The following is a 21,890-nucleotide window of genomic DNA, read 5'->3' on the forward strand; positions in this document are numbered from 1 at the left end:
CGTCCATCATCGCAAGTGGGTCACGCGGCCGGTTTGGCGGCGATCACCTCGATGGCGCCCATGTGGTTGCGGTGCCGGCGGAACGTCGCGCGCATGTTGAGCACCCGCGCCCGCGCATCGGAGTCGCGTAGCACGTTGAACACGAACCGTGCCGCCCCGAACAGGCCCTCGTCGGCAATCAGCCGGTGCGGCTCGAGCAGCGCCATCGGCGCATACGAGATCTTTTCCACGGTAAAGCCGGCCTCGGTGAGCAGCTCAGCCCATTCCGCGGCCGTCAGCGGGCGGGCGTTGACCTTGATCGAGCGGGCCAGCGCGGTGCGCACCTCCTCCTTGACGGCTTCGGGCACGTCGACGGGCTGCAGCACCATCTCGTGGATGGCGTAGCGGCCGCCGGGCCGCAGCACCCGGAAGGCCTCGCGCATGATCTCGAACTTGTGCGCGTTGGTCTGCATGGTCAGCATCGCCTCACCGACGACGACGTCGGCGCTCTCGGCGGCCAGCCCGGTCTCCGACGCCTCGCCGGTGACCACCGTGCCCTTGTCGCCGACCACCGAGCGGACCACGCCGGCGGCGTTGGCGTCGGCCTCGACGCCGGTGTAGGTGCCGGGAGTGTGCGCCAGGATCTCCTTTGCGGTGCGGCCCATGCCGGGCGCCAGTTCGACGACGTCGGCGCCGGACAGCTGCGCATCGGCGAGCATCCGGTGGGTCAGCCCGAGGCCGCCGGGCCGCAGGACACGTTTGCCGAGGCGGGCGAACAGCCAGTGGCCGGGGAGATCAGCGGTCTTGCGGTCGGGCATCGGCAGCGTCATGCAACGAAGGCTAGCCTTACCAAGCCTGCATCCGCTAGGGGACTTTAGACCCCTATTTCTCCTCTAAAATAGGCCCGCCGCTGGAATAGCCCTAGGACCTGCGCTGTTCGTGTCGGCATGCCGAAACCTTTCACCGAAGCCGAACGTCAGCAATTCCTGGCCGACAAGCACGTCGCCGTCCTGTCGGTGGCCGCCGACGACGGCAGGCCTCCAGCGAGTGTGCCGATCTGGTACGACTACACCCCCGGCGGCGACATCCTGGTCAACACCGGCGCCGGCAAGCGCAAGGCCAAGCTCATCGAGCGGGCCGGTGCGGTGACCCTGGTGGTGCAGCGCGAAGAACTGCCCTATCAGTACGTCATCGTCGAGGGCACCGTCATGGGCGCGGCCACCCCGGCGCCGCTGGAGCAACGGGAGGCCATCGCCATCCGCTACCTCGGTGAGGAGGGCGGGCGGGCGTTCGCCGCGAACATGGACGGCAATACCTCGGTGCTGTTCACCATCCGGCCCGACCGCTGGCTGACCGCCGACTTCTCCGGGGAGCTGTAAACGCAATCAGGCCCCTGGTAAAGGGGCCTGACCTTGGTGGCAGGTGCAGGATTCGAACCTGCGTAGGCTTGCGCCGACGGATTTACAGTCCGCTCCCATTGGCCGCTCGGGCAACCTGCCGTATCGCGCCTAGCAGACTACAACGAGGATGTACCCCGAACACAAACGGGCAGCACATCATCAAGAGAGGACAGATCGCGTGGCCGACTCATCGTTCGACATCGTCAGCAAGGTCGACCGTCAGGAGGTCGACAACGCCTTGAACCAGGCCGCCAAGGAGCTGGCCACCCGGTTCGACTTCCGCGGCACCGACACCACCATCGCCTGGAAGGGCGAGGAGAGCATCGAGCTGGTCAGCTCCACCGAGGAGCGCGTCAAGGCCGCCGTCGACGTGTTCAAGGAGAAGCTGATCCGCCGCGACATCTCGATGAAGGCGTTCGACGCCGGCGAACCGCAGGCCTCCGGCAAGACCTACAAGGTCACTGGCGGCCTCAAGCAGGGCATCGACAGCGAGCACGCCAAGAAGATCAACAAGCTGATTCGCGACGAGGGCCCCAAAGACGTCAAGACCCAGGTCCAGGGCGACGAGATCCGGGTGTCGTCGAAGAAGCGCGACGACCTGCAGGCGGTCATCTCGCTGCTGAAGGGCGCCGACCTCGACCTGGCGCTGCAGTTCGTCAACTACCGGTAGACCAAACCTTGGCCCGCCGCCTACCCGATGCCTACGCTGGGGTCGTGAGCACCGAAGATGTCGTCGACGTCGTAATCATCGGAGCGGGCATCTCCGGTATCGGCGCGGCCTACCGCATCACCGAACGCAACCCCGGCGCCCGCTACGTCATCCTCGAGCGCCGCGAGCGCATCGGCGGGACGTGGGACCTGTTCCGCTACCCGGGTGTGCGCTCCGACAGCAGCATCTTCACGCTGTGCCTGCCCTACGAGCCGTGGACGGGCCGCGAGCGGGTGGCCGACGGTGACGAGATCCGCGACTACCTGACCGATGCCGCACGCAGGCGCGGCATCGACTCCCACATCCGGTTTAACAACCACGTCATCGACGCCGACTGGGATTCGGCGACCGACACGTGGACGGTGACGGCCGACGAGGGCGGCACGCAACGGGTGTACCGCGGCCGGTTCGTGTTCTTCGGGTCGGGTTACTACAACTATGACGACGGCTACACCCCCGACTTCCCCGGCGTCGAGACGTTCACCGGCACGGTGGTGCACCCGCAGCACTGGCCCGAGGACCTCGACTATGCGGGCAAGAAGATGGTGGTGATCGGCAGCGGTGCCACGGCGATGTCGCTGGTGCCGGCGCTGGCCGAGCGGGCGGGCCACGTGACCCTGCTGCAGCGCACCCCCACCTACCTGATCTCGGCGTCCAAATACAGTCGTTTCACCGACGCCGTCGCAAAACTGTTGCCGCGCACACTGGCTCACCCGATTATTCGGTTCACCATGGCCCTGTTCGAGGGCCTGGTGTGGTTCCTGGCCCGCAAAACCCCGCCGGTTTTGAAGTGGATGCTGCGCCGCACGGCCGTGCAGAACCTGCCGCCGGGCTACGACGTCGATACTCACTTCAAGCCGCCGTATCAGCCGTGGGACCAGCGACTGTGCCTGATTCCCGACGCCGACCTCTACGGGGAGATCAGCGCCGGGCGCGTGGAGATGGTCACCGACCGGATCGATCACTTCGACGCCACCGGGATCACGCTGCAGTCCGGGACACATTTGGATGCCGACATCGTCGTGACCGCCACCGGGCTGCAGCTGCAAGCACTGGGCGGGGTGCGGATCAGCCTGGACGGCACCGAGGTCAAGCCCACCGATCGCTTCGTCTACAAGGCGCACATGCTCGAGGGCATACCCAACCTGTTCTGGTGCGTCGGCTACACCAACGCGTCCTGGACGCTGCGTGCCGACATGACGGCCCGGGCCACCGCAAAGCTGATGTCGCACATGGCCGCTCGCGGGTACACCCACGCTTACCCGCATCGCGGCGACGAGCCGCTCACCGAGAAGCCGGCCTGGGATATTCAGGCCGGCTACGTGCTGCGGGCACTGCACGCGCTGCCCAAGTCCGGCACGAAGCGGCCCTGGAACGTACGGCAGAACTACTTCGCCGACGCGCTGGACTACCGCTTCGACCGGATCGAGGAGTCGATGGTGTTCGGCCGGGCCGGCGAAAGCGTGCCACTGGCCGGCTAGCCCGGGGTAACTTCGCTGCATGGCAGCTGCTACTCGCACACCCAGAGTTGTCGTGCTCGGTGGCGGATCGTTCGGCACCACGGTGGCGTCGATCTGCTCGCGGCGCGCCCCGACGCTGCAGTGGGTGCGATCGGAATCGACCGCGGCCGACATCAACGACAACCAGCGCAACAGCCGCTATCTGGGCGAGGAGGTGGTGCTGTCCGAGACCCTGCGGGCCACCACCGATTTCGCCGAAGCCGCCCGGGCCGCCGACGTCGTCGTGATGGCCGTGCCCTCACACGGGTTCCGTGGTGTGCTCACCGAGCTCGCCAACGAGCTGCGTCCGTGGGTACCGGTGGTGTCACTGGTCAAGGGCCTGGAGCAGGGCACCAATATGCGGATGTCGCAGATCGTCGACGAGGTGCTGCCCGGGCATCCGGCCGGCATCCTGGCCGGGCCGAACATCGCCCGCGAGGTCGCCGAGGGTTATGCGGCTGCCGCCGTGCTGGCGATGCCCGACCAGCATCTGGCGGCCCAGTTGGCATTGCTTTTTCGCACCAAGCGATTCCGGGTCTACACCAGCGACGACGTGACCGGGGTCGAGATGGCCGGGGCGCTGAAGAACGTCTATGCGATCGCGGTGGGGATGGGCTACTCGCTGGGGATCGGCGAGAACACCCGGGCCATGGTGATGTCGCGCTCGGTGCGGGAGATGTCCAAGCTGGGCGAAGCGATGGGCGGCGCCCGCGACACTTTCGCCGGCCTGGCCGGCATGGGCGATCTGATCGTCACCTGCACCAGCCAGCGCAGCCGCAACCGGTTCGTCGGCGAACAGTTGGGGACGGGCAAGTCGATCGACGAGATCATCGCGTCGATGAACCAGGTCGCCGAGGGCGTGCGGGCCGCCAGCGTGATCATGAAGTTCGCCGCGCAGTACGGGCTGAACATGCCGATCGCCCGCGAGGTCGACGGTGTCATCAATCACGGTTCGACCGTCGAGCAGGCCTACCGCGGGCTGATCGCCGAGGCACCCGGGCATGAGGTGGAGGGCAGCGGGTTCTGAATCTGGGGCGCTGCCGTCACAAGCGTCACTTTGGCACCATCGGAGGAGGGGTGTGATGAGTTCGAATCGGATAGCGCCGGCGATATCACCAGTCCAGCAGGCCGCTCGCCGGGCGGTCGGCGAGCTTCTGGACGATCCAGTGGTTCATCGACACGTTCTGGTCAGCGGCCTCGACGGCAAGCCGGGCATGCAACGACGGTGAGGTCCGGACCAGGAAGGTGCCGCTGAACTTCCGGTCGGTGATCGGAGCGGGTACGTCGTCGCCTTCCCGCTCGGCCAGGTGTTCGTCGACAGCCTCCTCGACCCCGGCGATGGCATCGCGCAGGGTCGGTGCCCAATGCTTCAGGAACGGCAGTTCGAGGCAGCGCCCGACGTACTCGTCGTGCTCGCGCGACCATTCGGCCCGGTAGGTGTAATGGTTCATGGCCGGTAGTAGCGCATGCGCTATCTGATTCGACGCAACATCTATCCCCAGGAGCGGGGACGAAAGTGACGGGTGCGACGGCAGGGGTGATAGGGGCGCGCGAAGCAGGAGGCTGGGGACAACGGACGGGATCGGCGGACCGGCGGTCAGGCCCGATCTATCCCCGGGCCATCTCCTCGAGCCGGCGGATCCGCTCGGCCATCGGCGGATGGGTCGAGAACAGCTGCCCGACCTTCTCCCCGACCCGGAACGGGTTGGCGATCATCAGATGCGACTGGCTGGCCAGCTCCGGCTCGGGCGGCAGCGGGGCGGCCTGCACCCCCTCGGAGATCTTGCGCAGCGCCGACGCCAGCGCCAGCGGGTCACCCGTCAGCACCGCACCGGACTGGTCGGCCTGATACTCCCTCGACCGCGACACCGCCAGTCGCACCACCGACGCCGCCAGCGGCCCCACCAACGCGACCAGCAGCATCGCCAGCGGGTTGCCGTCGCGGCGGTTGCCCATGAACATCGCCATGTTGGCTAACCCGGTGATCACCGACGCCAGCGCACCGGCCACACAGGAGATCAGGATGTCGCGGTTGTAGACGTGCGACAGCTCGTGTCCCAGCACTGCGCGCAGCTCGCGCTCGTTGAGCAGCCGCAGGATTCCGCTGGTGCAGCACACCGCGGCGTGGCGCGGGCTGCGGCCGGTCGCAAACGCGTTGGGGGCGTTGGTATCGCTCACGTACAACCGGGGCATCGGCTGGTGGGCCGAGGTGGCCAGCTCGCGCACGATCCGGTAGATCTCCGGCGCCTGGACCTCGGTGACCGGCTGGGCCCGCATCGCCCGCAGCGCCAGCTTGTCGCTGTTGAAGTAGGTGTAGGCGTTCATCGCCACCGCGAACAGCACCGCGACCCACATCATCCCGGGCCCGAACGCTCGACCGACCAGGACGATCAGCCCCGACATGGCGAGCAACAAGAAAAATGTCTTCGCCGTGTTGCGATGCGGGTGCCAGATCATCGACTTCCTCCTTGGAGAACCGCGGTCTTGCTCATTCAACGCCGCGGGCACAATGGGGGTTCCGCATGGCGATCAGCCGTGGCGGTGGACGGTGTAGTCGACCAGCCCGGCTAGTGCCGCACGGCCGACGCAGTCGGGCAGCGCGGCCAGCTCGGCGCGGGCCTGCGCGGCATAGTCGGCCACCGTCTCCTTCGCCCGCGCCATGCCCGGCGATGCGCGCAGCAGCCCCAACGCCTCGGCCACCGCCGCGTCATCGGTGACCGGGCCGGCTAGGAGCACCCGCAGCCGCTCGGCGTCCGGGCCGCTGTCCTGCAGCGCGTAGAGCACCGGCAAGGTGTGCACCCCTTCGCGCAGATCGGTGCCGGGCAGTTTGCCGGACTCGTCGGGGTCGGAATCGATGTCGATGATGTCGTCGGAGATCTGGAACGCGGTGCCCACGATGCCGCCGAGGCGGGCCAGCCGCTCGATCTGAGCGTCGTCGGCGCCGGAGAACGTCGCACCGAACCGACCGGAGGCCGAGATCAGACAGGCCGTCTTCTCGTAGACCACCTTCAGGTAGTGCTCCACAGAGTCCACCCCGTCGGCGGCGCCGCGGGTCTCGCGCATCTGGCCGGTCACCAGCTGGGCGAAGGTCTCGGCGATGATCCGCACCGCCTCCGGGCCCAGCCGCGACACCAGCCGCGACGCCGTCGCGAAGAGGTAGTCACCGGCCAGGATCGCGATGTTGTTGCCCCACCGCGCGTTGGCGCTGGGCGCTCCGCGGCGGATCTGCGCCTCGTCCATCACGTCGTCGTGATAGAGCGTGGCCAGGTGCACCAGCTCGATCACCGCGCCGGCCACCGTCACCTGCCAGGCGTCGGGCTCCGGGCCGAGCTGTGCCGACAGCACCGTGAACAACGGACGGAAGCGCTTGCCCCCGGCGTCGAACAGGTGGGTGACGGCTTCGGTCATCAGCGCGTCGCCGCCCCGCAACTCGGTGTCCATCAGCTCTTCGATGCGCGCCACCCCGTCGCGGACATTGCCCGCGAACGCCGGGTCGCCCAAGCCCCCGAAATCCAGCCCCGCCACCACACTCGCCGGTGTCCTCACGGCTCCAACATACTGGTCAGTGTGAGTTCGCAGGGTGATGTGGTGGTGGTCGGGGCTGGACCGGCGGGGTCGGCGGCGGCCGCCTGGGCCGCCCGGGCGGGCCGCGACGTGCTGGTGATCGACAGGGCCGCCTTCCCGCGGGACAAACCCTGCGGCGACGGGCTGACCCCGCGCGCCGTCGAGCAGCTCGAGTTGTTGGGGCTCGGCGAGTGGCTCGACAGCCACATCCGGCACCGGGGCCTGCGGATGGCCGGCTTCGGCGGGGAGGTGCAAGTGGACTGGCCCGGCCCGTCGTTCCCGTCGACCGGCAGCGCCGCCCCGCGCACCAAACTCGACGAACGGATCCGCAAGGTCGCCGAGGAGTCCGGGGCCCGGATGCGGTTGGGCGTCAAGGCCGTCGGCGTGCATCACGACTCGTCGGGACGGGTGCGTGCGGTGGTGCTGGCCGACGGCACCGAGATCGCCTGCCGGCACCTGATCGTCGCCGACGGCGCGCGCTCCACGCTGGGCCGGACGCTGGGCCGCCAATGGCATCAGGAGACGGTGTACGGGGTGGCCGCCCGCGGATATCTGGCCTCACCGCGCAGCGACGAACCGTGGCTGACCTCGCACCTGGAGCTGCGCTCGCCCGACGGTGCGGTGCTGCCGGGCTACGGGTGGATCTTCCCGCTGGGCAATGGCGAGGTGAACATCGGCGTCGGCGCGCTGGCCACCGTCAAACGGCCCGCCGACGTGGCGCTGCGGCCCTTGATGTCCTACTACGCCGACCTGCGCCGCGACGAATGGGGCTTCGAGGGCCCGGTGCGGGCTCCGGCCAGCGCGCTGCTGCCGATGGGCGGCGCCGTCTCGGGGGTGGCCGGGCCGAACTGGATGCTGATCGGCGACGCCGCGGCCTGCGTCAACCCGCTCAACGGCGAAGGCATCGACTATGGCCTGGAGACCGGGCTGCTGGCCGCCGAAATGTTGGACTGCGGCGACCTCACCCACGCCTGGCCGGAGCTGCTGGCCGCCCGCTACGCCCGCGGGTTCTCGGTGGCGCGGCGACTGGCGCTGCTGTTGACGTTTCCGAAGTTCCTGCCGGCCACCGGCCCGGTGGCGATGCGCTCGACGATGCTGATGCGAGTGGCGGTGCGGGTGATGGCCAATCTGGTCACCGACGAGGACACCGACCTGGTGGCGCGGGCCTGGCGCGGCGGTGGCCGGCTGTCCCGGCTGATCGACCGTCGCCGCCCGTTTAGCTAGGTCGCCGAGCAGACACCTAAGCCCCCTATTCACCTCCGTTTAGGGGGCGTACGCGTCTGCTCACTGCGGTATCAGGACCGTTGACATGTATCAGCTCGATTGATATACCGGAGTGATGAGTGAATCATTGGATTTCCAGTTCGACGCCGCCTACCGCGGTGAATCCGAGCAAATGGGCGTGGGCTCCAAACCGCCGTGGAGCATCGGGGAGCCCCAGCCCGAGCTGGCCACCCTGATCGCCGAAGGCAAGTTCCACGGCGACGTCCTTGACGTCGGCTGTGGCGAGGCCGCCATCTCGCTGTATCTGGCCGAACGGGGCCACACCACGGTGGGTCTCGACAGCTCACCCACCGCCATCGACTTGGCCCGTGCCGAAGCCGCCAAACGCGGCCTGACCAACGCCACCTTCGAGGTCGCCGACATCAGCGCGTTCACCGGTTATGACGGCCGGTTCGGCACCATCGTCGACAGCACGCTGTTCCACTCCATCCCGGTGGACGCCCGCGAGGGCTACCAGCAGTCGATCGTGCGCGCCGCCGCGCCGGGAGCGTCGTACTTCGTGCTGGTCTTCGACAAGGCCGCGATCCCGGAGGGGCCGCCGTTCGCGGTGACCGAGGATGAACTGCGCGACGTGGTCTCGAAGTACTGGGTGATCGACGAGATCAAGCCGGCCCGGTTGCACGCGGTGTTCCCCGCAGACTTCCCCGGCTTCGGTGGCGTCGGACTGCGCGACGAGGCGAACGGCCGCAAATCGGCTGCGGGCTGGCTGCTCTCGGCGCACCTGGGCTGACCGGGAACACGGCCATGACCACGACGAAGCCGCCGCGCTGGCTCAAACCGGTCAACAAGGTGATGATCGGCCTGCAGAAGCTGGGCATTCCGACCGGTCCGCCGATGGTGCTGACGGTGCCGGGCCGCAAGTCCGGTCAGCCGCGCAGCACCCCGATGACTCCGTTCACCCACGACGGGCAGCTCTACACCGTGGCGGGGTTCCCGAACGCCGACTGGGCGCTCAATGCCCGGGCGGCCGGTTCGGGCACCCTGAGCCACGGCCGCAAGAGGCGGCCGGTGCGCATCGTCGAGCTGTCAGCCGAGGCGGCCCGCCCGGTGCTGCGGGTGTTTCCGGTGCAGGTGCCCGTCGGCGTCCGCTTCCTCAAACAGGCCGGCCTGGTCCGCGAAGGTACGCCCGACGAGGTCGAGGCGCTGGCCGGACGTATCTCGGTCTTCCGGTTCGACCCGGCGACTTAACCCCGCCCAGTGTGTACCTTGTGACTGCCAGATCGGCCGGATCACGCACACAACCGACACAGTCGGTGCAGCGGGGTCAGGCCTTGATCGCCGAATGCAGGGCGACGATCCCGCCGGTGAGGTTGCGCCAGCTCACCTGCGACCAGCCCGCCGCGCCGATCCGCTCGGCCAGCTCGGCCTGATCCGGCCAGGCACGAATCGACTCGGCCAGATAGACGTAGGCCTCCGGATTGGATGACACCGCGCGCGCCACCGCCGGCAGCGCCCGCATCAGGTACTCCTTGTAGGCGGTGGCGAACACCGGAACGGTCGGGGTGGAGAACTCGCAAACCACCAGCCGCCCACCGGGTTTGGTCACCCGGGCCATCTCGCGCAGGCCTGCGGTGTGGTCGACGACGTTGCGCAGCCCGAAGCTGATCGTCACCGCGTCGAACACGCCGTCGCCGAAGGGCAGCTTGGTGGCGTCCCCGGCGACCTTGGGCACGTCGCGTTTGTGACCGGCGGCCAGCATGCCGACCGAGAAGTCCGCCGCCACACACCACGCGCCGGATTTCGCGAGCTCGACGGTGGACACCGCGGTACCGGCGGCCAGGTCCAGCACCTTCTCCCCCGGCCGCAACCCGAGCGCCCTGCGAGTGGCCCGCCGCCAGGCGCGATCGCGGCCCAGCGACATCACTGTGTTGGTGAGGTCATAGCGGCGCGCGACGCCGTCGAACATCGATGCCACCGCGTGGGGGTCTTTGTCCAGGCTCGCGCGGCTCACGGTGTCGACGCTACCCGCCTCCGATAGGGTGGGTGGAATGCGGTCTTGGCTGGGCATATTGGCGGCACTGGTGACGTTCGGCGCGGCGTTGGCGGCTCCGGCAGCAGCCGAACCGCCCGGCACGACGCTGGCACCCGACCACTTCGGGGTGCTGGCCGGCTCGGCCGACGCGCCGGTACAGCTGGAGATCTTCTGCGACCCGCAGTGCTCGGAGTGCGCGAAGTTCGAGGCGGCCTCCGGCTACGCCCTGGGCCGGCACCTGGCCGCCGGGGACGTCGCGGTGACCTACCGCTGGATGACGTTTCTAGATGCCCGCCGCGGCAACGACACCTCTGCCCGCGTCGGCAACGCGTTGATGGCGGCCGCCGATCCGGCCACCCCGGCGTCGACCTACCAGACGTTCGTCAACGAGCTGTACCACAAGGGCGGGACGCCGAATCTCGAGGACATCGCGACCACCGCGCGGGAGACGGGCCTACCCGCCCACGTGGTGGACCGGATCGCCGAGGGACAGCCGGCCGTCGAGCCGACGTCGATGAACGCCTTCAACCGGGTGCAGCTGCTGGCGGCCAACCCGGAGAGTCCCGGCACCCCAACGGTTTACGATCTCGCCACCAGAACTATCGTCGACACCGATGACGCCGGGTGGCTGGACCGGCTGGTGCAGGAGCGCTAGGACCGCCGAGCCCAGCGCCGTTCGACGACGGCCAATCCGGCCAGCGTCGCGGCGCCGACTAGCATGGCGATCACCACGATCGAGCCGGCCGGGATGATCGCCAGTACCGCAGTGCGGTGTTGCACCCGCACCAGGTCCGGGTCGGCCTTGTCGTATTCGACGTAAATGCGCATCCCGGTTGCCAATTCGGAGGGGTAGAGCACCCCGAGCTCGGGGCGGTAGGTGATCCGCTCTGGGGTGACAAACTCGATGGTGGAGCGCCGGAAGCCCGCGTTGAGGACTTCGGCCTCGGCCACGCCCATGTCCCCTTCGATGGCGATGTCGTTGCGCCAGGCCCCGGCCACCAACAGCAACGACTGCAGCGTCACCACGACGACCATGATCAGCACACCGGTTCGGGCCCAGCGCAGCACCCGTCCGGCAGTGCTATCCGGCGCGACGGCACCCGCGCCGTGAATCAGTCTGCGCAACATCGACTTCAACGACGTGCAGCGCGGCAATCTCACAGTGCGGCCTTGATCGCGGCGTGCAGTGCCCGTAGCGAGGACCGGTCTGCCTTGACCTCGAGCACCCGCATGCCGCCGGCGGGTTCGGCGAGCGCGGCCGGTAGCGCGTCAACCTCGATCTGCCGGGACTCGACATGATAAGCGCGGCACAGCGCGCCGACGTCGACGTCGTGCGGGGTGCCGAAGACCCGCGACGACACGTCGGCGAACCGTGGGTCGCCCTGCTCGAGCAGCTCGAAGATGCCGCCGCCGTTGTCGTTGGACACCACGATGGTCAGCTGCCGCGGCGTCGGCTCGGTGGGCCCGATCAGCAGCCCGGAGCTGTCGTGCACAAACGTCAGATCCCCGATCAGGGCGATGGTGCGGCCGGCATCGGACCCGCCCTGCGCTCGTTCGAAGGCCAGCGCGGCACCGATCGCGGTGGAGACCGTGCCGTCGATACCGGCGACCCCGCGGTTGGACCGCACGGAGACGCCCTGCGGGTTCAGTCCCACCAGCGCGGCGTCCCGCACCGGGTTGGAGGCGCCCAGCACCAGCTGATCGCCGGGGCGCAGCGCGTCGGCGACGGCCGCGGCCACGTGCAGGCCGGTGGTGAGCGGGTGCGCCGCCAGCTGCTCGCGCACCGCGGCGTTGGCATGGGCGTTCAGCTGCGCGCAGCGGCGCAGCCAGGCCTGGTTGGGCGTGCCGCTGGTGACGGCCCGGGTACCGGTGGCCTGTGAGTTTCCCGACACGTCGGGCCAGCGCGGCCCGGTGGTCAGCGCGAACACCGGCACCGTCGGGTCGGCCAGCAGCGCCGATACCGGGCGGTGCAGGGTCGGCCGGCCGGCCATGATGACCTGCTGCGGGCGCAGCAGCGGCAGCGCCAGCGGGTGCAGGGGGTTTTGCGGCGGCGGTGCCGTGGGTTCGGCAACCGTGGGCAGCTCCGCCAGGTTCGGGTGCACACCGGCGCCGTGCCCGGCGATCACCACGGTGTCCGGGATCAAGTCGATGTCGAGGGGCTGATCGAAGGTGACCGGCGGAGTGTAGGTCCAGGGCCGGCCGTTCGGACGGCCCTGCGGCAACGCACCGGAGTCGTCAGCCTCGGGCACCAGCGGCTCACGCAGCGGAATGTCGAACTGCACGGGTCCGGCGTTGGCGGAGCGAGACCCGTTGGCGGCCACCAACACTCGGCACACTGCTGAGCGCCAGGTGGCATTGAGGGCGTCCATCCGTTCAGGGGTGTCCTCGGCGAGGCCCAGGCTGATGGTGGCGCGCACCTGGGTGCCGAAGTAGCCGAGCTGCTCCATGGTCTGGTTGGCGCCGGTGCCCAGCAGCTCATAGGGCCGGTTGGCGGACAGCACGATCAGCGGCACCCGCGCGTAGTTTGCCTCCACCACCGCGGGCCCCAGGTTGGCCACCGCGGTGCCGGAGGTCATCGCCACGCACACCGGCGCGCCGGCACTCACTGCCAACCCGATCGCCAGATACCCGGCGGTGCGTTCGTCGATGCGCACATGCAGGCGCAGCCGGCCGGCCCGGTCGGCGTCATGCAGCGCGAACGCCAGCGGCGCGTTGCGTGACCCCGGGCACAGCACCACGTCGCGGACGCCGCCGCGGATCAGCTCGTCGACGACGATGCGGGCCTGTGCCGTCGAGGGGTTGGTCATTGGTATCAGGTTAGTCGTGTGCCGGCGGCGGCGGCGTCCAGCGGAACGGCTTGCCGTCGACCTCGGCGAGGAACTCCAGCGCGGCCTTGTTGACCTGATCGGGTTTCTCGATGAACCCCAGGTGGCCGGCATCGGGGATTTCCAGGTACCGCGCTCCCGGAATCGCGTCGGCGACCTCGCGGCTCAGGTGCGCCGGGATGACGACGTCGTCGCCGAACCCGATCACCAGCACCGGCTGGGTGATGTTGGCGTAGGCGGGAAGCCGGTTGGTCAACGGCGCCACATCGAGCTGACGGCGCAGCCCCGGGGTGTTCTTGACCGGCCACATGGTGAACATGGCGATCCAGTCCTTGATCGCGGCGTCGTCGCTGAGGGTTTTCGGCGAAAAGCTTTCCAGCAACCGCACTTTGGCTTCGTATTCGGCAGGAAGGTTGCGTCCGGACTCGGCCAGCTTCACCTCGGCCTGGTAGAAGAAATCCCGCGCGCGATCATGGCGCCCGCGGGTGGCCATCAGCACCGCCGAACGCACCAGCTCCGGCCGCGCCAACATCAGTTCCTGGGCGATGAAGGCACCCATCGACACCGCGACGATCCGCACCGGGCCGACCCCCAGCGTTTCGATCAGGTGCGCGGTGTCGGCCACCATGGTTTCGGTGGTGAACCCCGAGGCGTTCTCGGTGGCGCCGATACCGCGGTTGTCGAAGGTGATCGGGCGGTAGCGGGCGAGCTGGAAGTCGCGTACCTGGTGCAGATGCCAGCCGCGGCCCGCACCGCCACGCCCTGCAATGAACAGAACCGGATCACCATCCTGATTACGGTCGTCGTAAGCAAGGTTGGTCACGGGTTTGAAGGTACGCGACCCGCCGACGCCCTATGGTGTCAGCATCGCAACTGCGCAGCTGGGGACGGTGATGCGGAGACGGACCGCGGGGGTGGCTTGCACGCTGGTGCTGGCCTGTGCCGTGCTGGCCGGATGTTCGAGGGTGACCGGCGGCCTGGCGGTGCCGGCCGACCACAATGGACCCCGGCCGGTGGCGGCGTCGATGCTGGCGGATCTGCTGTTGGAGGCCTCCACCGTCAGCGACATCATGGGCACCTCCGGAATGCGGGTCGAGGATTCCCGCTCGCGAATGTTCGACTCTGGCCGGCAATTTCCCGACCACGAGTGCATGGCCGCCTGGATGCCCGTCGAGCAGTCGGTCTACGCCGGCACCAATTGGACCGCCACGGTCGTCCAGACCTTGTCCGAAGCCGCTCTGGACCACTTCGTCATCCAGGCCGCGACGACGTTCGTCAACCGCGGCGATGCCCAGAGCTTCTTCGACGCAACCGCCCGGCGCTGGGCGCCGTGCGGTGAGCGGTCTTTCACGACCACCCAGGACAGCTACCGCGATACGCCGTGGACGTTCGACACCGTCGCCGACATCGACTCCACGGTGTGGATGACCCAGCACCAGGACAACACCGCGGGCTGGTCGTGTCAGCGGGCACTGCGGGTGGCCAACAACGTCGCCATCGATGTGCTGGCGTGCAAGCTCTACGTCACCGACGAGGCGGTCACGATCGCGAACGGGATCGACGCGCGACTGCCCAGCGTGTGAGGGTCAGAGCTTCTTGAGCTCCCGGACGATCTTGAAGAACGGTCGCTGACTGGCCAGGCCGTTGCGCAGGCTGCGTTGGAACGCACTGAAGTTCGCGAGCACGATGTAGCGGACTCCGCAGTCCCGCCACTCCGCCACCCGATCGACGATCTCAGCGGGCGTGCCGGCGAGCAGCGTTTCGCGCAAGACTTCCCGCGGAATGTCCTTGATGTAGGACAGCGCCGTATTCTCGTCCCAGTCGTGCGGCAACAGGTCCTGGCCGCCGCCGAAGCCGATCCCCAGCGGGTGCTGCGCGCCGTGCTGGGCGAAGAACTCGTCGGTTGCGTTCAGTGCCCATGCTTTGATCATCTTGGATTCCAGAGCCTGGTCGACCTCCGCGGCGCTGCGGCCGGTGACGACGCCCATCCACAGGGCCGGAACGATCGACCTGGGGTCGCGTCCCGCGTCGGAGGCCGCCGCGCGAACAACGTCGAGGCGTCGCGCGTACTCCTGCGGTTGATGCGGCGCGGCGGGATAGAACCCGTCGGCGTAGCGACCGACGGCGCGCAGCATGCGGGGCCCGTGGGCGGCGATCCAGATCGGCGGCCAGGTGCCGCGGTAGGACGGCAGGTCGAAGAGCGCGTTGCGCAACGGGAAGTACGGTGAATCCCGGTTGACCAGTTGGCCATGGGAATTCCACAGCGCGCGGATCGTCGCCATCGCCTCCTCGAACCGGGCGACCGGCTTGGACCACTCCACCCCGTAGGGCTCGTTGCCTTCCCGCTCACCGGTGCCGATGCCCAGGATGGCCCGGCCGCGGGTGAGCAGATGCAGTGTCGCGGCGGCCTGCGCGGTGACCGCCGGATTGCGCCGACCGGTGTCGGTCACCGAGGTGCCGAGCCGCAGGCGGCCGATCCGATTGCGGGCGGCGATATGCCCGAGCATGGTCCACGGTTCCAGGAAGGCATCCACCGACGGCATGAGCTTGGCGGCGCCGGCGTACTTGGGCTGCCACAGCGCTCGCGGGAACAGCGCATTGAGGTGGTCGGGCACCCAGAATGAGTCGACCCGACTCGCCACCGCGCCGAGATAGTTGGCCCTGGTGAAAGCGTCGGCCGTCGGGCGAGCGGCGACGATCCCGTCCTGAATGCCCACGCGGAATCCAGACATGGGCGCAGTGTGCGCCGACAACTTCGGCCCGCCTAGGGTAGGCGCCTACCCTAAAAGCCGGTAGCAGGCCTTGATTCGCTCGATCCACCAGTCGCGCCGGGCAGGTTCGGCGGCTAGGGCGTGCAGCCGCGCCGGGTCCGGGGTGATGGTCTGCACCGGCAGGTAACCGTCTGCTTGTGGTGACGTTTCAGCGACGTCTTCGATGAAAAGCGATCCGGTGCCCAGCCCGCAGGCGTGCGGCAGGTCCGGCAGTACGGCCGCGGCGTGCAGGCCGACGCTGATGCCGACCGCGGAGTCGATCGCGCTGGAGATCACCACCGGGATACCGATCTGGCCGGCGATCTCTATTAGCTTTGAAATACCTCCCAGCGGCGCGACTTTCAGTACCGCGATATCGGCGGCGCCCGCTTTGGTGACCGCCAGCGGGTCCTCGGCTTTCCTGATGCTCTCGTCGGCGGCCACCGGAGTGTCGATGCGGCTGCGCAGCTCGGCGAGTTCGGCGATGGTGGCGCAAGGCTGTTCCAGATATTCCAGTGGCCCCAGCGCCTTTGCGGCCTGCAGTGCTTGCTCCACGGTCCAGCCGCCGTTGGCGTCGACCCGCACGGTGGGTACCAGCGCGCGGACGGCGTCGACGCGGGCGACATCGTCGGCCAGGGTCTGGCCGGCCTCGGCGACTTTGACTTTGGCGGTTTTCGCGCCGGGGAATCGCGCGAGAACCTCGGGCACCCGGTCGGCGTCGACGGCGGGAACGGTCGCGTTAATCGGAATCCGGTCGCGGAGGGGTTGGGGCGGTCGTTGGTAGGCGCTCTCCAGCGCCGAGGCCAGCCAATGCGCTGCCTCCGGTGGCTCGTATTCGGGGAAGGCGCCGAACTCGCCCCAGCCGGCCGGGCCGTCGATCAGGGCCAGTTCGCGGACGGTGATGCCGCGGAATTCGATGCGCATCGGCAACGCCACCACGTGCAGGCGGTCGAGGATGTCGTCAAGGGGCGGCATCGGTCTATGGTGCCGGTCCGGTCGTGCGTGCGCCAGGTGGAAGTGGGCCGGGCCGGCAAACTGGTTATGTCATGGCCGCTATGGAGCGCGCTCGGGATCCGGCGCCGGTGTTGCTGGGCGGCCACTGATCAGGCCGTCATTGTCGACATCGATGCCGAAGGTCTGTTCCACAAATGTGATCGCATCCTGGATCGGCGACGGTGCCGGTTCCTCGACGGGTGCCGGCGGCGACGGAGCCGCATCAGGCGGCGCAACCGGCACGGGGCCCGATTCGGCGATCGGCTCGGTCATCTTTCGGAGCTGCGCCTCACCGGCTTCGGCGATTCGAGGTTCGGCCTGCGCCGGAGCCGAAACCGGTGGCACCACAACGGAGTCCTCCTCTGCCGAAATCGGCGGCGCCCCAGCGGAAGAGGGCGGCAGCGGAGCCTGGCGGCTCTGCTGGGTCTCGTTGCCGGCAGCACCGACACTCGCCTGCGCCGGCGGTTCGGCCCCGAACAGAGCCCCGCGCACCAGCACGATCGTCATCGCTGCCAGCAACAACGTCACCGCCACGGCGGCTACCAACAGCGCATCGGCGCGGTGGAGCCGTTGTCGCATAGGAACGGTCGGCTCGTCGACGACTATGTCACCGCCGAGGGCTGCGTTTCCGGCCGCGAGCGCCGCCCCGCGGGCCAACCCCAGCTCGGCATCGATCAGCGCAATCATTCGCGGCGCGAGAGCGCGCTCAAGCCGCTCCGGGAAGCCTTCGGCCACGAGGCCATGCGGGACCATCACGAACACAGCACCCGGTACCCAGTCGGCGACGAGTTGGTCCAGCGATACCAACGCCGCGTCGTCGTCGTGGTGCTCGGAGACAGCGGTATGGTGCGCGCCGTCTCGGTCATCGGCCAGCACCGCGATGGTTTGGTCCTCGGCGATCAGGCTGACGGTCGCGCGCTGAGATCGTCTGCTCGAGGCGACCACCTCGGCCAGCGCCGCCACAGCGTCGGCCGGCTCGAACATCACGATCTCTGCAATGTCCGAATCTGCTAACAGCCCTGCCAAGTCCAACGCATACTGCTCGGCGTCCGTCGTGCTGGTCAGCCCAGCCGCCTGCATCGCGTAGCCGCGGCTCGCTGCGGTGCGCACGGCCTGCGCGACAGCGGCCACAACAACATCCAGTCCTCCCGCAGACACGGCGACCGCGTCGCGGATCACCGTCCGCGCATCAGCCCCGACCCCTTCGAGAACGACCACGCCCGCGCGCGTCGCAGACAGCGATATCCCCAGTACAGCGCCCACCGACATCCCCCTGGCACTACCGCCTAAACCCCCCGGATTAGGCTACCCTCGCCTAACTGTAGCGGGACCGCCTTGCTCTTGGCCGCCGGGCAGTCGCTGATCGGAAGACACAGCCCCGAGTCGGGGACCGACCACGTCGGCCGCAGTTGCTTGCCCGTTGGTCCGAACCGCACTCGACGGACAACTACCTCATCGGCGCCGACGGCACGCCACCCAGCTTGAAAACCCGCGCGGCATTGCCGTGCAGATAATCCGCCCGCGCCTCGTCAGCGAGCCCGAGATCATCCAGACCATCCAGCGCGTGACCGTGCATGATCATCGGATAGTTGGTGCCGAACAACACTTTTCGTTGCCCGGTCCGGGTTTTCATGAACCTGATCAGCTCATCGGGCAGCCGCTTGGTGGTGTAGGCCGAGGTATCGATGTAGACGTTCTCGTGCTTGCGGGCCACAGCGACCATCTCCTCGGTCCAGGGATAGCCGACATGCCCGCCCACGATGACCAGTTCGGGAAAGTCCAGTGCCACTTGGTCGATGTAGGGAATCGGGCGCCCGGTCTCCGACGGTCGCAGCGGGCCGGTGTGGCCGACCTGGGTGCAGAACGGGACGCCGAGTTCGACACATTCGGCGAACAGCGGATAGTAGCGCCGGTCGGTGGGCGGCGCATTCCACAGCCAGGGCACCACCCGCAGGCCGACGAACCCGTCATTAATCCGGCGGCGCAGCTCGCGCACGGCCTCCATCGGGCGATCCAGGTCGACGGTCGCCAGTCCGGCGAAGCGGCTCGGGTGCGCCCGGACCCATTCGGCGACTTCGTCATTGGAGACCAGATCCATGCCGTTGGGTCCGCGCCATGCGCTCAGCAGACCGAAATCCACACCCGCGCTGTCCATCGCGGACACGGTGGCCTCGATGGGAATCTCCTCGTCGGGCATTGCCCCACCGGTCCAGCGTCGCAGCGACGCCAACATGTCGTCAGCCAGGAAGCGGCGGGTCGGGTGCTGCATCCACACGTCGATCGTCATCGTCTTTACCGTAGTCACCCTGGCCAAGCGGCGGTCCCAGCTTCGCCTCTCCTCCGTCGAGCCTCGCTGAACCACCGTGGTCAGTCGGTGGCGGCCACTCCCGCAACCAAGAGGTCGAGTAGGCGGCCGGTCTGCTCGGGTGAAGCGCTGGTCAAAAAGATGCCGACCAGGCTGGAGACCACATCGTCGGCCCGCACGTCGGCGCGCAGGCTGCCGTCGTCGGCGCCGGCGCGCAGCAGCAGGTCGACCGCGCCGACGATGCTCTCGCGGGTGTCGTTGGGCGTCATGGCACCGGATTCGACGATGGCGCGCAAAGATTCGGCCATGCCGCGCTTGGCCGCGACGAAGACGGCGTAGCGATCCATCCAGCGTCGCAGCGCAACCTTGGGCGGGTGGCGGGTGAGCAATTGTCCGGCGACGGCCGCGACGTCACCCAACTCGGCGCGGTAGACGGCCTCGACGAGCGCCTCGCGGTTGGGAAAGTGGCGGTAGAGGGTGCCGATCCCCACCCCGGCCTCGCGGGCGATCGACTCCAGCGGCACCGGGCTCCCGCCGGAGCCGCCGAATGCCGCGGCGGCGGCGGCCAGCAGCCGCTCCCGGTTGCGGCGCGCATCGGCGCGACATTTCCCAACCAAAGCGGAGGAACCTCCGTTTCTGCTACGCTGACGAAGCGGAGGGCCCTCCGCATATAGCCAGTGTCTCACTTCCCGCCAACAGGAGCACCATGACAGAGCAACTCCCGCCCGGTGGCCCCGGCCGAATCGGCACGCGCCAGGTGGCCCGCGTCGGCTACGGCGCCATGCAGCTCGATGAGAGGATCACCGCCGACGACGCTGTGGCGGTCCTGCGCCGGGCGCTGGAACTCGGCGTCAATCACATCGACACCGCGTCGTTCTACGCCGGCGGCGAGGTCAACCACCGCATCCGCAAGGCGCTTGCGCCCTACCGCGACGAGCTCGTCATCGTCAGCAAGGTCGGCGCTGCCTATACCGGCGTCGGCCCGGTCCCGCTGACCGCCGCTCAGAAACCGGCCGAGTTGCGCGCCGCCGTCGAAAACGACCTGCGCCAACTGGGTTTGGACACCGTGCCGGTGGTCAACCTGCGGCGCTACGATCTCGGCCCCGCCCCCATCCCGGAGGGCGACCAGAACGTCGGCCTGGACGATCAGCTGGCCGAGATGATCGCGCTGCGCGACGAGGGCAAGATCGCCGCGATCGGCATCAGCAGCGTGGGCCTGGACGTGGTGCAGCGGGCCCTGCCGGCCGGGATCGTCTGCGTGCAGAACGCCTACAGCCTGCTGGACCGCTCGCAGGAAGAGGCGCTCGACTTCTGCGCCGACGAAGGCATCGCCTGGGTGCCCTACTTCCCGCTGGGCTCGGCGTTCCCCGGCCTCCCGAAAGTCACCGACAACGCCGTCGTCCGTGAGATCGCCGGCGAACTCGGCGCCACACCGGCCCAGATCGGTCTGGCCTGGCTGCTGACCACCTCGGCGAACACCTTGCTGATTCCCGGTACCGGATCGATCGCGCACCTGGAGGAGAACATGCAGGTGGCCGACATCGTGTTGAGCGACGACGCCATCGCCCGCCTGGATGCGATCACCGCACCGGGGCAGGGACCGGACTACGCCGCGAGCGTGCGCGAAGCGTTCCGGGAAGCCACCGCGACCTGACCGCGGAGCCCCGGTACGGTCGCAGACGTGAGCAGCAACCCGTTCGATGAGAGCATCTGGCGACCGGTGGACGGCTTCGCCGACCTGACCGACATCACCTACCACCGCCACGTCACCGACGCCACGGTGCGGGTCGCGTTCAACCGCCCCGAGGTGCGCAACGCATTTCGTCCGCACACCGTCGACGAGCTCTATCAGGCGCTCGATCACGCCCGGATGTCCTCGGACGTCGGCGTGGTGCTGCTGACCGGCAACGGGCCCTCCCCCAAAGACGGCGGCTGGGCGTTCTGCTCCGGCGGGGACCAGCGCATCCGCGGCCGCAGCGGCTACCAGTATGCGAGCGGCGAGACGGCGGACACCGTGGATGCCGCCCGGGCCGGCCGGTTGCACATCCTGGAGGTTCAGCGGCTGATCCGGTTCATGCCCAAGCCGGTGATCTGCCTGGTCAACGGCTGGGCGGCCGGCGGCGGGCACAGCCTGCACGTGGTGTGCGACCTGACCTTGGCCAGTCGTGAGCACGCGCGCTTCAAGCAGACCGACGCCGACGTCGGCAGCTTCGACGGCGGCTACGGCTCGGCGTATCTGGCGCGGCAGGTGGGGCAGAAGTTCGCCCGCGAGGTCTTCTTCCTGGGGCGGCCCTATACCGCCGAGCAGATGCACCACATGGGTGCGGTCAACGAGGTCGTCGACCACGCCGAGCTGGAGGCCACCGGCGTGCAGTGGGCCAAGGAGATCAACGGCAAATCGCCTCAGGCCCAACGCATGTTGAAGTTCGCCTTCAACCTGCTCGACGACGGGCTGGTGGGCCAGCAGCTGTTCGCCGGCGAGGCGACCCGACTGGCCTACATGACCGATGAGGCCGTCGAGGGCCGCGATGCGTTCCTGGAGAAGCGCGACCCGGACTGGAGCGCCTTCCCGCGCTACTTCTGAGCGGACGCTTCGCCCGCATAGAGTGG

The 21,890-nt window shown here is 68.6% G+C and carries 24 protein-coding genes and 1 tRNA gene; 11 read left to right on the forward strand and 14 right to left on the reverse strand.

The annotated features are described in order from the left end of the window. Positions 1–20: 20 nt before the first annotated feature. The gene (locus AC5Y31_RS12645; RefSeq protein WP_499980706.1) at positions 21–809 is read right to left on the reverse strand and encodes a class I SAM-dependent methyltransferase; all 789 of its coding nucleotides are present in this window, start codon (positions 807–809) and stop codon (positions 21–23) included. 117 nt (positions 810–926) lie between these two features. On the opposite strand from AC5Y31_RS12645, the gene AC5Y31_RS12650 reads away from it, so the two are divergent. Further along, positions 927–1,358, forward strand: coding sequence for a pyridoxamine 5'-phosphate oxidase family protein (locus AC5Y31_RS12650; RefSeq protein WP_499980708.1), 432 nt, complete (start codon positions 927–929; stop codon positions 1,356–1,358). A gap of 34 nt (positions 1,359–1,392) precedes the next feature. Here the strand turns inward: AC5Y31_RS12650 and AC5Y31_RS12655 are convergent. Further along, positions 1,393–1,478, reverse strand: a tRNA-Tyr gene (locus AC5Y31_RS12655). 79 nt (positions 1,479–1,557) lie between these two features. Between AC5Y31_RS12655 and AC5Y31_RS12660 the strand changes: the two genes are divergently transcribed. The 3 genes from AC5Y31_RS12660 to AC5Y31_RS12670 are packed head-to-tail and all read left to right on the forward strand — an operon-like array spanning position 1,558 to position 4,614. Next, positions 1,558–2,049 carry a YajQ family cyclic di-GMP-binding protein gene (locus AC5Y31_RS12660; RefSeq protein ID WP_499980709.1) on the forward strand — a complete coding sequence of 164 codons (492 nt, stop codon included), beginning with the start codon at positions 1,558–1,560 and terminating at the stop codon, positions 2,047–2,049. A gap of 44 nt (positions 2,050–2,093) precedes the next feature. Next, positions 2,094–3,569 carry a flavin-containing monooxygenase gene (locus AC5Y31_RS12665; protein ID WP_499980710.1) on the forward strand — a complete coding sequence of 492 codons (1,476 nt, stop codon included), beginning with the start codon at positions 2,094–2,096 and terminating at the stop codon, positions 3,567–3,569. Positions 3,570–3,588: 19 nt separating this feature from the next. Beyond that, a complete protein-coding gene (locus tag AC5Y31_RS12670; protein ID WP_499980712.1) occupies positions 3,589–4,614 on the forward strand; it encodes an NAD(P)H-dependent glycerol-3-phosphate dehydrogenase in 1,026 nt (341 codons plus the stop codon). A gap of 85 nt (positions 4,615–4,699) precedes the next feature. On the opposite strand, the gene AC5Y31_RS12675 is transcribed toward AC5Y31_RS12670, so the two are convergent. The 3 genes from AC5Y31_RS12675 to grcC1 form a co-directional block, all read right to left on the reverse strand. Continuing rightward, complete coding sequence (locus tag AC5Y31_RS12675; protein WP_499980713.1) at positions 4,700–5,038, reverse strand: type II toxin-antitoxin system HicB family antitoxin; 339 nt, start codon at positions 5,036–5,038, stop codon at positions 4,700–4,702. A gap of 157 nt (positions 5,039–5,195) precedes the next feature. Further along, on the reverse strand, positions 5,196–6,044 hold the full coding sequence (htpX, locus tag AC5Y31_RS12680; RefSeq protein WP_499980714.1) for a zinc metalloprotease HtpX: 849 nt from the start codon (positions 6,042–6,044) through the stop codon (positions 5,196–5,198). Positions 6,045–6,116: 72 nt separating this feature from the next. Further along, the gene (grcC1, locus tag AC5Y31_RS12685) at positions 6,117–7,133 is read right to left on the reverse strand and encodes a nonaprenyl/(2E,6E)-farnesyl/geranylgeranyl diphosphat synthase (protein ID WP_499980716.1); all 1,017 of its coding nucleotides are present in this window, start codon (positions 7,131–7,133) and stop codon (positions 6,117–6,119) included. A 21-nt stretch (positions 7,134–7,154) separates the two neighbouring features. On the opposite strand from grcC1, the gene menJ reads away from it, so the two are divergent. The 3 genes from menJ (at position 7,155) to AC5Y31_RS12700 (ending at position 9,623) form a co-directional block, all read left to right on the forward strand. Then, the gene (gene menJ / locus AC5Y31_RS12690) at positions 7,155–8,375 is read left to right on the forward strand and encodes a menaquinone reductase MenJ (protein WP_499980717.1); all 1,221 of its coding nucleotides are present in this window, start codon (positions 7,155–7,157) and stop codon (positions 8,373–8,375) included. A gap of 115 nt (positions 8,376–8,490) precedes the next feature. Beyond that, positions 8,491–9,165 (forward strand): class I SAM-dependent methyltransferase, encoded by a 675-nt coding sequence (locus tag AC5Y31_RS12695; RefSeq protein WP_499980718.1) that lies wholly within the window; start codon positions 8,491–8,493, stop codon positions 9,163–9,165. Between the two features lie 14 nt (positions 9,166–9,179). Then, positions 9,180–9,623, forward strand: coding sequence for a nitroreductase family deazaflavin-dependent oxidoreductase (locus AC5Y31_RS12700; RefSeq protein WP_499980720.1), 444 nt, complete (start codon positions 9,180–9,182; stop codon positions 9,621–9,623). A 76-nt stretch (positions 9,624–9,699) separates the two neighbouring features. Here AC5Y31_RS12700 and AC5Y31_RS12705 read toward each other — a convergent pair whose 3' ends face one another. Continuing rightward, the gene (locus tag AC5Y31_RS12705) at positions 9,700–10,386 is read right to left on the reverse strand and encodes a demethylmenaquinone methyltransferase (protein WP_499980721.1); all 687 of its coding nucleotides are present in this window, start codon (positions 10,384–10,386) and stop codon (positions 9,700–9,702) included. 37 nt (positions 10,387–10,423) lie between these two features. Here AC5Y31_RS12705 and AC5Y31_RS12710 point away from each other — a divergent pair, with 37 nt between their 5' ends. Further along, a complete protein-coding gene (locus tag AC5Y31_RS12710; protein ID WP_499980722.1) occupies positions 10,424–11,062 on the forward strand; it encodes a DsbA family protein in 639 nt (212 codons plus the stop codon). Here the strand turns inward: AC5Y31_RS12710 and AC5Y31_RS12715 are convergent. From AC5Y31_RS12715 to AC5Y31_RS12725, 3 genes are read right to left on the reverse strand one after another with little or no spacing between them, the layout of a single operon-like run. Continuing rightward, positions 11,059–11,535, reverse strand: a complete 477-nt coding sequence (locus tag AC5Y31_RS12715) for a DUF3592 domain-containing protein (RefSeq protein ID WP_499980797.1) — start codon at positions 11,533–11,535, stop codon at positions 11,059–11,061. The genes AC5Y31_RS12710 and AC5Y31_RS12715 overlap by 4 nt on opposite strands. 29 nt (positions 11,536–11,564) lie before the next feature. Further along, the gene (menD, locus tag AC5Y31_RS12720; RefSeq protein WP_499980724.1) at positions 11,565–13,214 is read right to left on the reverse strand and encodes a 2-succinyl-5-enolpyruvyl-6-hydroxy-3-cyclohexene-1-carboxylic-acid synthase; all 1,650 of its coding nucleotides are present in this window, start codon (positions 13,212–13,214) and stop codon (positions 11,565–11,567) included. A gap of 10 nt (positions 13,215–13,224) precedes the next feature. Further along, the gene (locus tag AC5Y31_RS12725; RefSeq protein WP_499980725.1) at positions 13,225–14,055 is read right to left on the reverse strand and encodes an alpha/beta fold hydrolase; all 831 of its coding nucleotides are present in this window, start codon (positions 14,053–14,055) and stop codon (positions 13,225–13,227) included. 70 nt (positions 14,056–14,125) lie between these two features. Here AC5Y31_RS12725 and AC5Y31_RS12730 point away from each other — a divergent pair, with 70 nt between their 5' ends. Then, entirely contained in the window at positions 14,126–14,815 is a 690-nt protein-coding gene (locus tag AC5Y31_RS12730) for a sensor domain-containing protein (RefSeq protein ID WP_499980726.1), read from the forward strand. A gap of 3 nt (positions 14,816–14,818) precedes the next feature. On the opposite strand, the gene AC5Y31_RS12735 is transcribed toward AC5Y31_RS12730, so the two are convergent. From AC5Y31_RS12735 to AC5Y31_RS12755, 5 genes are all read right to left on the reverse strand, one after another. Further along, on the reverse strand, positions 14,819–15,964 hold the full coding sequence (locus AC5Y31_RS12735) for an LLM class flavin-dependent oxidoreductase (RefSeq protein WP_499980727.1): 1,146 nt from the start codon (positions 15,962–15,964) through the stop codon (positions 14,819–14,821). Between the two features lie 45 nt (positions 15,965–16,009). After that, a complete protein-coding gene (locus tag AC5Y31_RS12740; protein ID WP_499980728.1) occupies positions 16,010–16,957 on the reverse strand; it encodes an o-succinylbenzoate synthase in 948 nt (315 codons plus the stop codon). Between the two features lie 78 nt (positions 16,958–17,035). Beyond that, positions 17,036–18,238, reverse strand: coding sequence for a DUF7159 family protein (locus tag AC5Y31_RS12745; RefSeq protein WP_499980730.1), 1,203 nt, complete (start codon positions 18,236–18,238; stop codon positions 17,036–17,038). A gap of 184 nt (positions 18,239–18,422) precedes the next feature. Beyond that, a complete protein-coding gene (locus AC5Y31_RS12750) occupies positions 18,423–19,262 on the reverse strand; it encodes an amidohydrolase family protein (RefSeq protein WP_499980731.1) in 840 nt (279 codons plus the stop codon). An 80-nt stretch (positions 19,263–19,342) separates the two neighbouring features. Then, positions 19,343–19,897, reverse strand: coding sequence for a TetR/AcrR family transcriptional regulator (locus tag AC5Y31_RS12755; protein ID WP_499980732.1), 555 nt, complete (start codon positions 19,895–19,897; stop codon positions 19,343–19,345). An 89-nt stretch (positions 19,898–19,986) separates the two neighbouring features. On the opposite strand from AC5Y31_RS12755, the gene AC5Y31_RS12760 reads away from it, so the two are divergent. Both AC5Y31_RS12760 and AC5Y31_RS12765 read left to right on the forward strand, forming a co-directional pair. Further along, a complete protein-coding gene (locus AC5Y31_RS12760) occupies positions 19,987–20,934 on the forward strand; it encodes an aldo/keto reductase (RefSeq protein WP_499980733.1) in 948 nt (315 codons plus the stop codon). A gap of 27 nt (positions 20,935–20,961) precedes the next feature. Next, complete coding sequence (locus tag AC5Y31_RS12765; RefSeq protein ID WP_499980735.1) at positions 20,962–21,864, forward strand: 1,4-dihydroxy-2-naphthoyl-CoA synthase; 903 nt, start codon at positions 20,962–20,964, stop codon at positions 21,862–21,864. The last annotated feature ends 26 nt before the right edge of the window (positions 21,865–21,890 follow it).

Source organism: Mycobacterium sp. NGS18 (genome assembly GCF_059813185.1).

What these genes read in the sequence shown, in the direction of transcription:
- AC5Y31_RS12710 (WP_499980722.1), top strand. Translation starts at nt 10,424, where the DNA reads ATGCGGTCTTGGCTGGGCATATTGGCGGCACTGGTGACGTTCGGCGCG.
- AC5Y31_RS12730 (WP_499980726.1), top strand. Translation starts at nt 14,126, where the DNA reads ATGCGGAGACGGACCGCGGGGGTGGCTTGCACGCTGGTGCTGGCCTGT.
- AC5Y31_RS12645 (WP_499980706.1), bottom strand. Translation starts at nt 809, where the DNA reads ATGACGCTGCCGATGCCCGACCGCAAGACCGCTGATCTCCCCGGCCAC.
- AC5Y31_RS12740 (WP_499980728.1), bottom strand. Translation starts at nt 16,957, where the DNA reads ATGCCGCCCCTTGACGACATCCTCGACCGCCTGCACGTGGTGGCGTTG.
- AC5Y31_RS12700 (WP_499980720.1), top strand. Translation starts at nt 9,180, where the DNA reads ATGACCACGACGAAGCCGCCGCGCTGGCTCAAACCGGTCAACAAGGTG.
- menD (WP_499980724.1), bottom strand. Translation starts at nt 13,214, where the DNA reads ATGACCAACCCCTCGACGGCACAGGCCCGCATCGTCGTCGACGAGCTG.
- AC5Y31_RS12715 (WP_499980797.1), bottom strand. Translation starts at nt 11,535, where the DNA reads ATGTTGCGCAGACTGATTCACGGCGCGGGTGCCGTCGCGCCGGATAGC.
- AC5Y31_RS12750 (WP_499980731.1), bottom strand. Translation starts at nt 19,262, where the DNA reads ATGACGATCGACGTGTGGATGCAGCACCCGACCCGCCGCTTCCTGGCT.
- AC5Y31_RS12650 (WP_499980708.1), top strand. Translation starts at nt 927, where the DNA reads ATGCCGAAACCTTTCACCGAAGCCGAACGTCAGCAATTCCTGGCCGAC.
- AC5Y31_RS12760 (WP_499980733.1), top strand. Translation starts at nt 19,987, where the DNA reads ATGACAGAGCAACTCCCGCCCGGTGGCCCCGGCCGAATCGGCACGCGC.
- AC5Y31_RS12735 (WP_499980727.1), bottom strand. Translation starts at nt 15,964, where the DNA reads ATGTCTGGATTCCGCGTGGGCATTCAGGACGGGATCGTCGCCGCTCGC.
- AC5Y31_RS12695 (WP_499980718.1), top strand. Translation starts at nt 8,491, where the DNA reads ATGAGTGAATCATTGGATTTCCAGTTCGACGCCGCCTACCGCGGTGAA.
- AC5Y31_RS12675 (WP_499980713.1), bottom strand. Translation starts at nt 5,038, where the DNA reads ATGAACCATTACACCTACCGGGCCGAATGGTCGCGCGAGCACGACGAG.
- AC5Y31_RS12670 (WP_499980712.1), top strand. Translation starts at nt 3,589, where the DNA reads ATGGCAGCTGCTACTCGCACACCCAGAGTTGTCGTGCTCGGTGGCGGA.
- htpX (WP_499980714.1), bottom strand. Translation starts at nt 6,044, where the DNA reads ATGATCTGGCACCCGCATCGCAACACGGCGAAGACATTTTTCTTGTTG.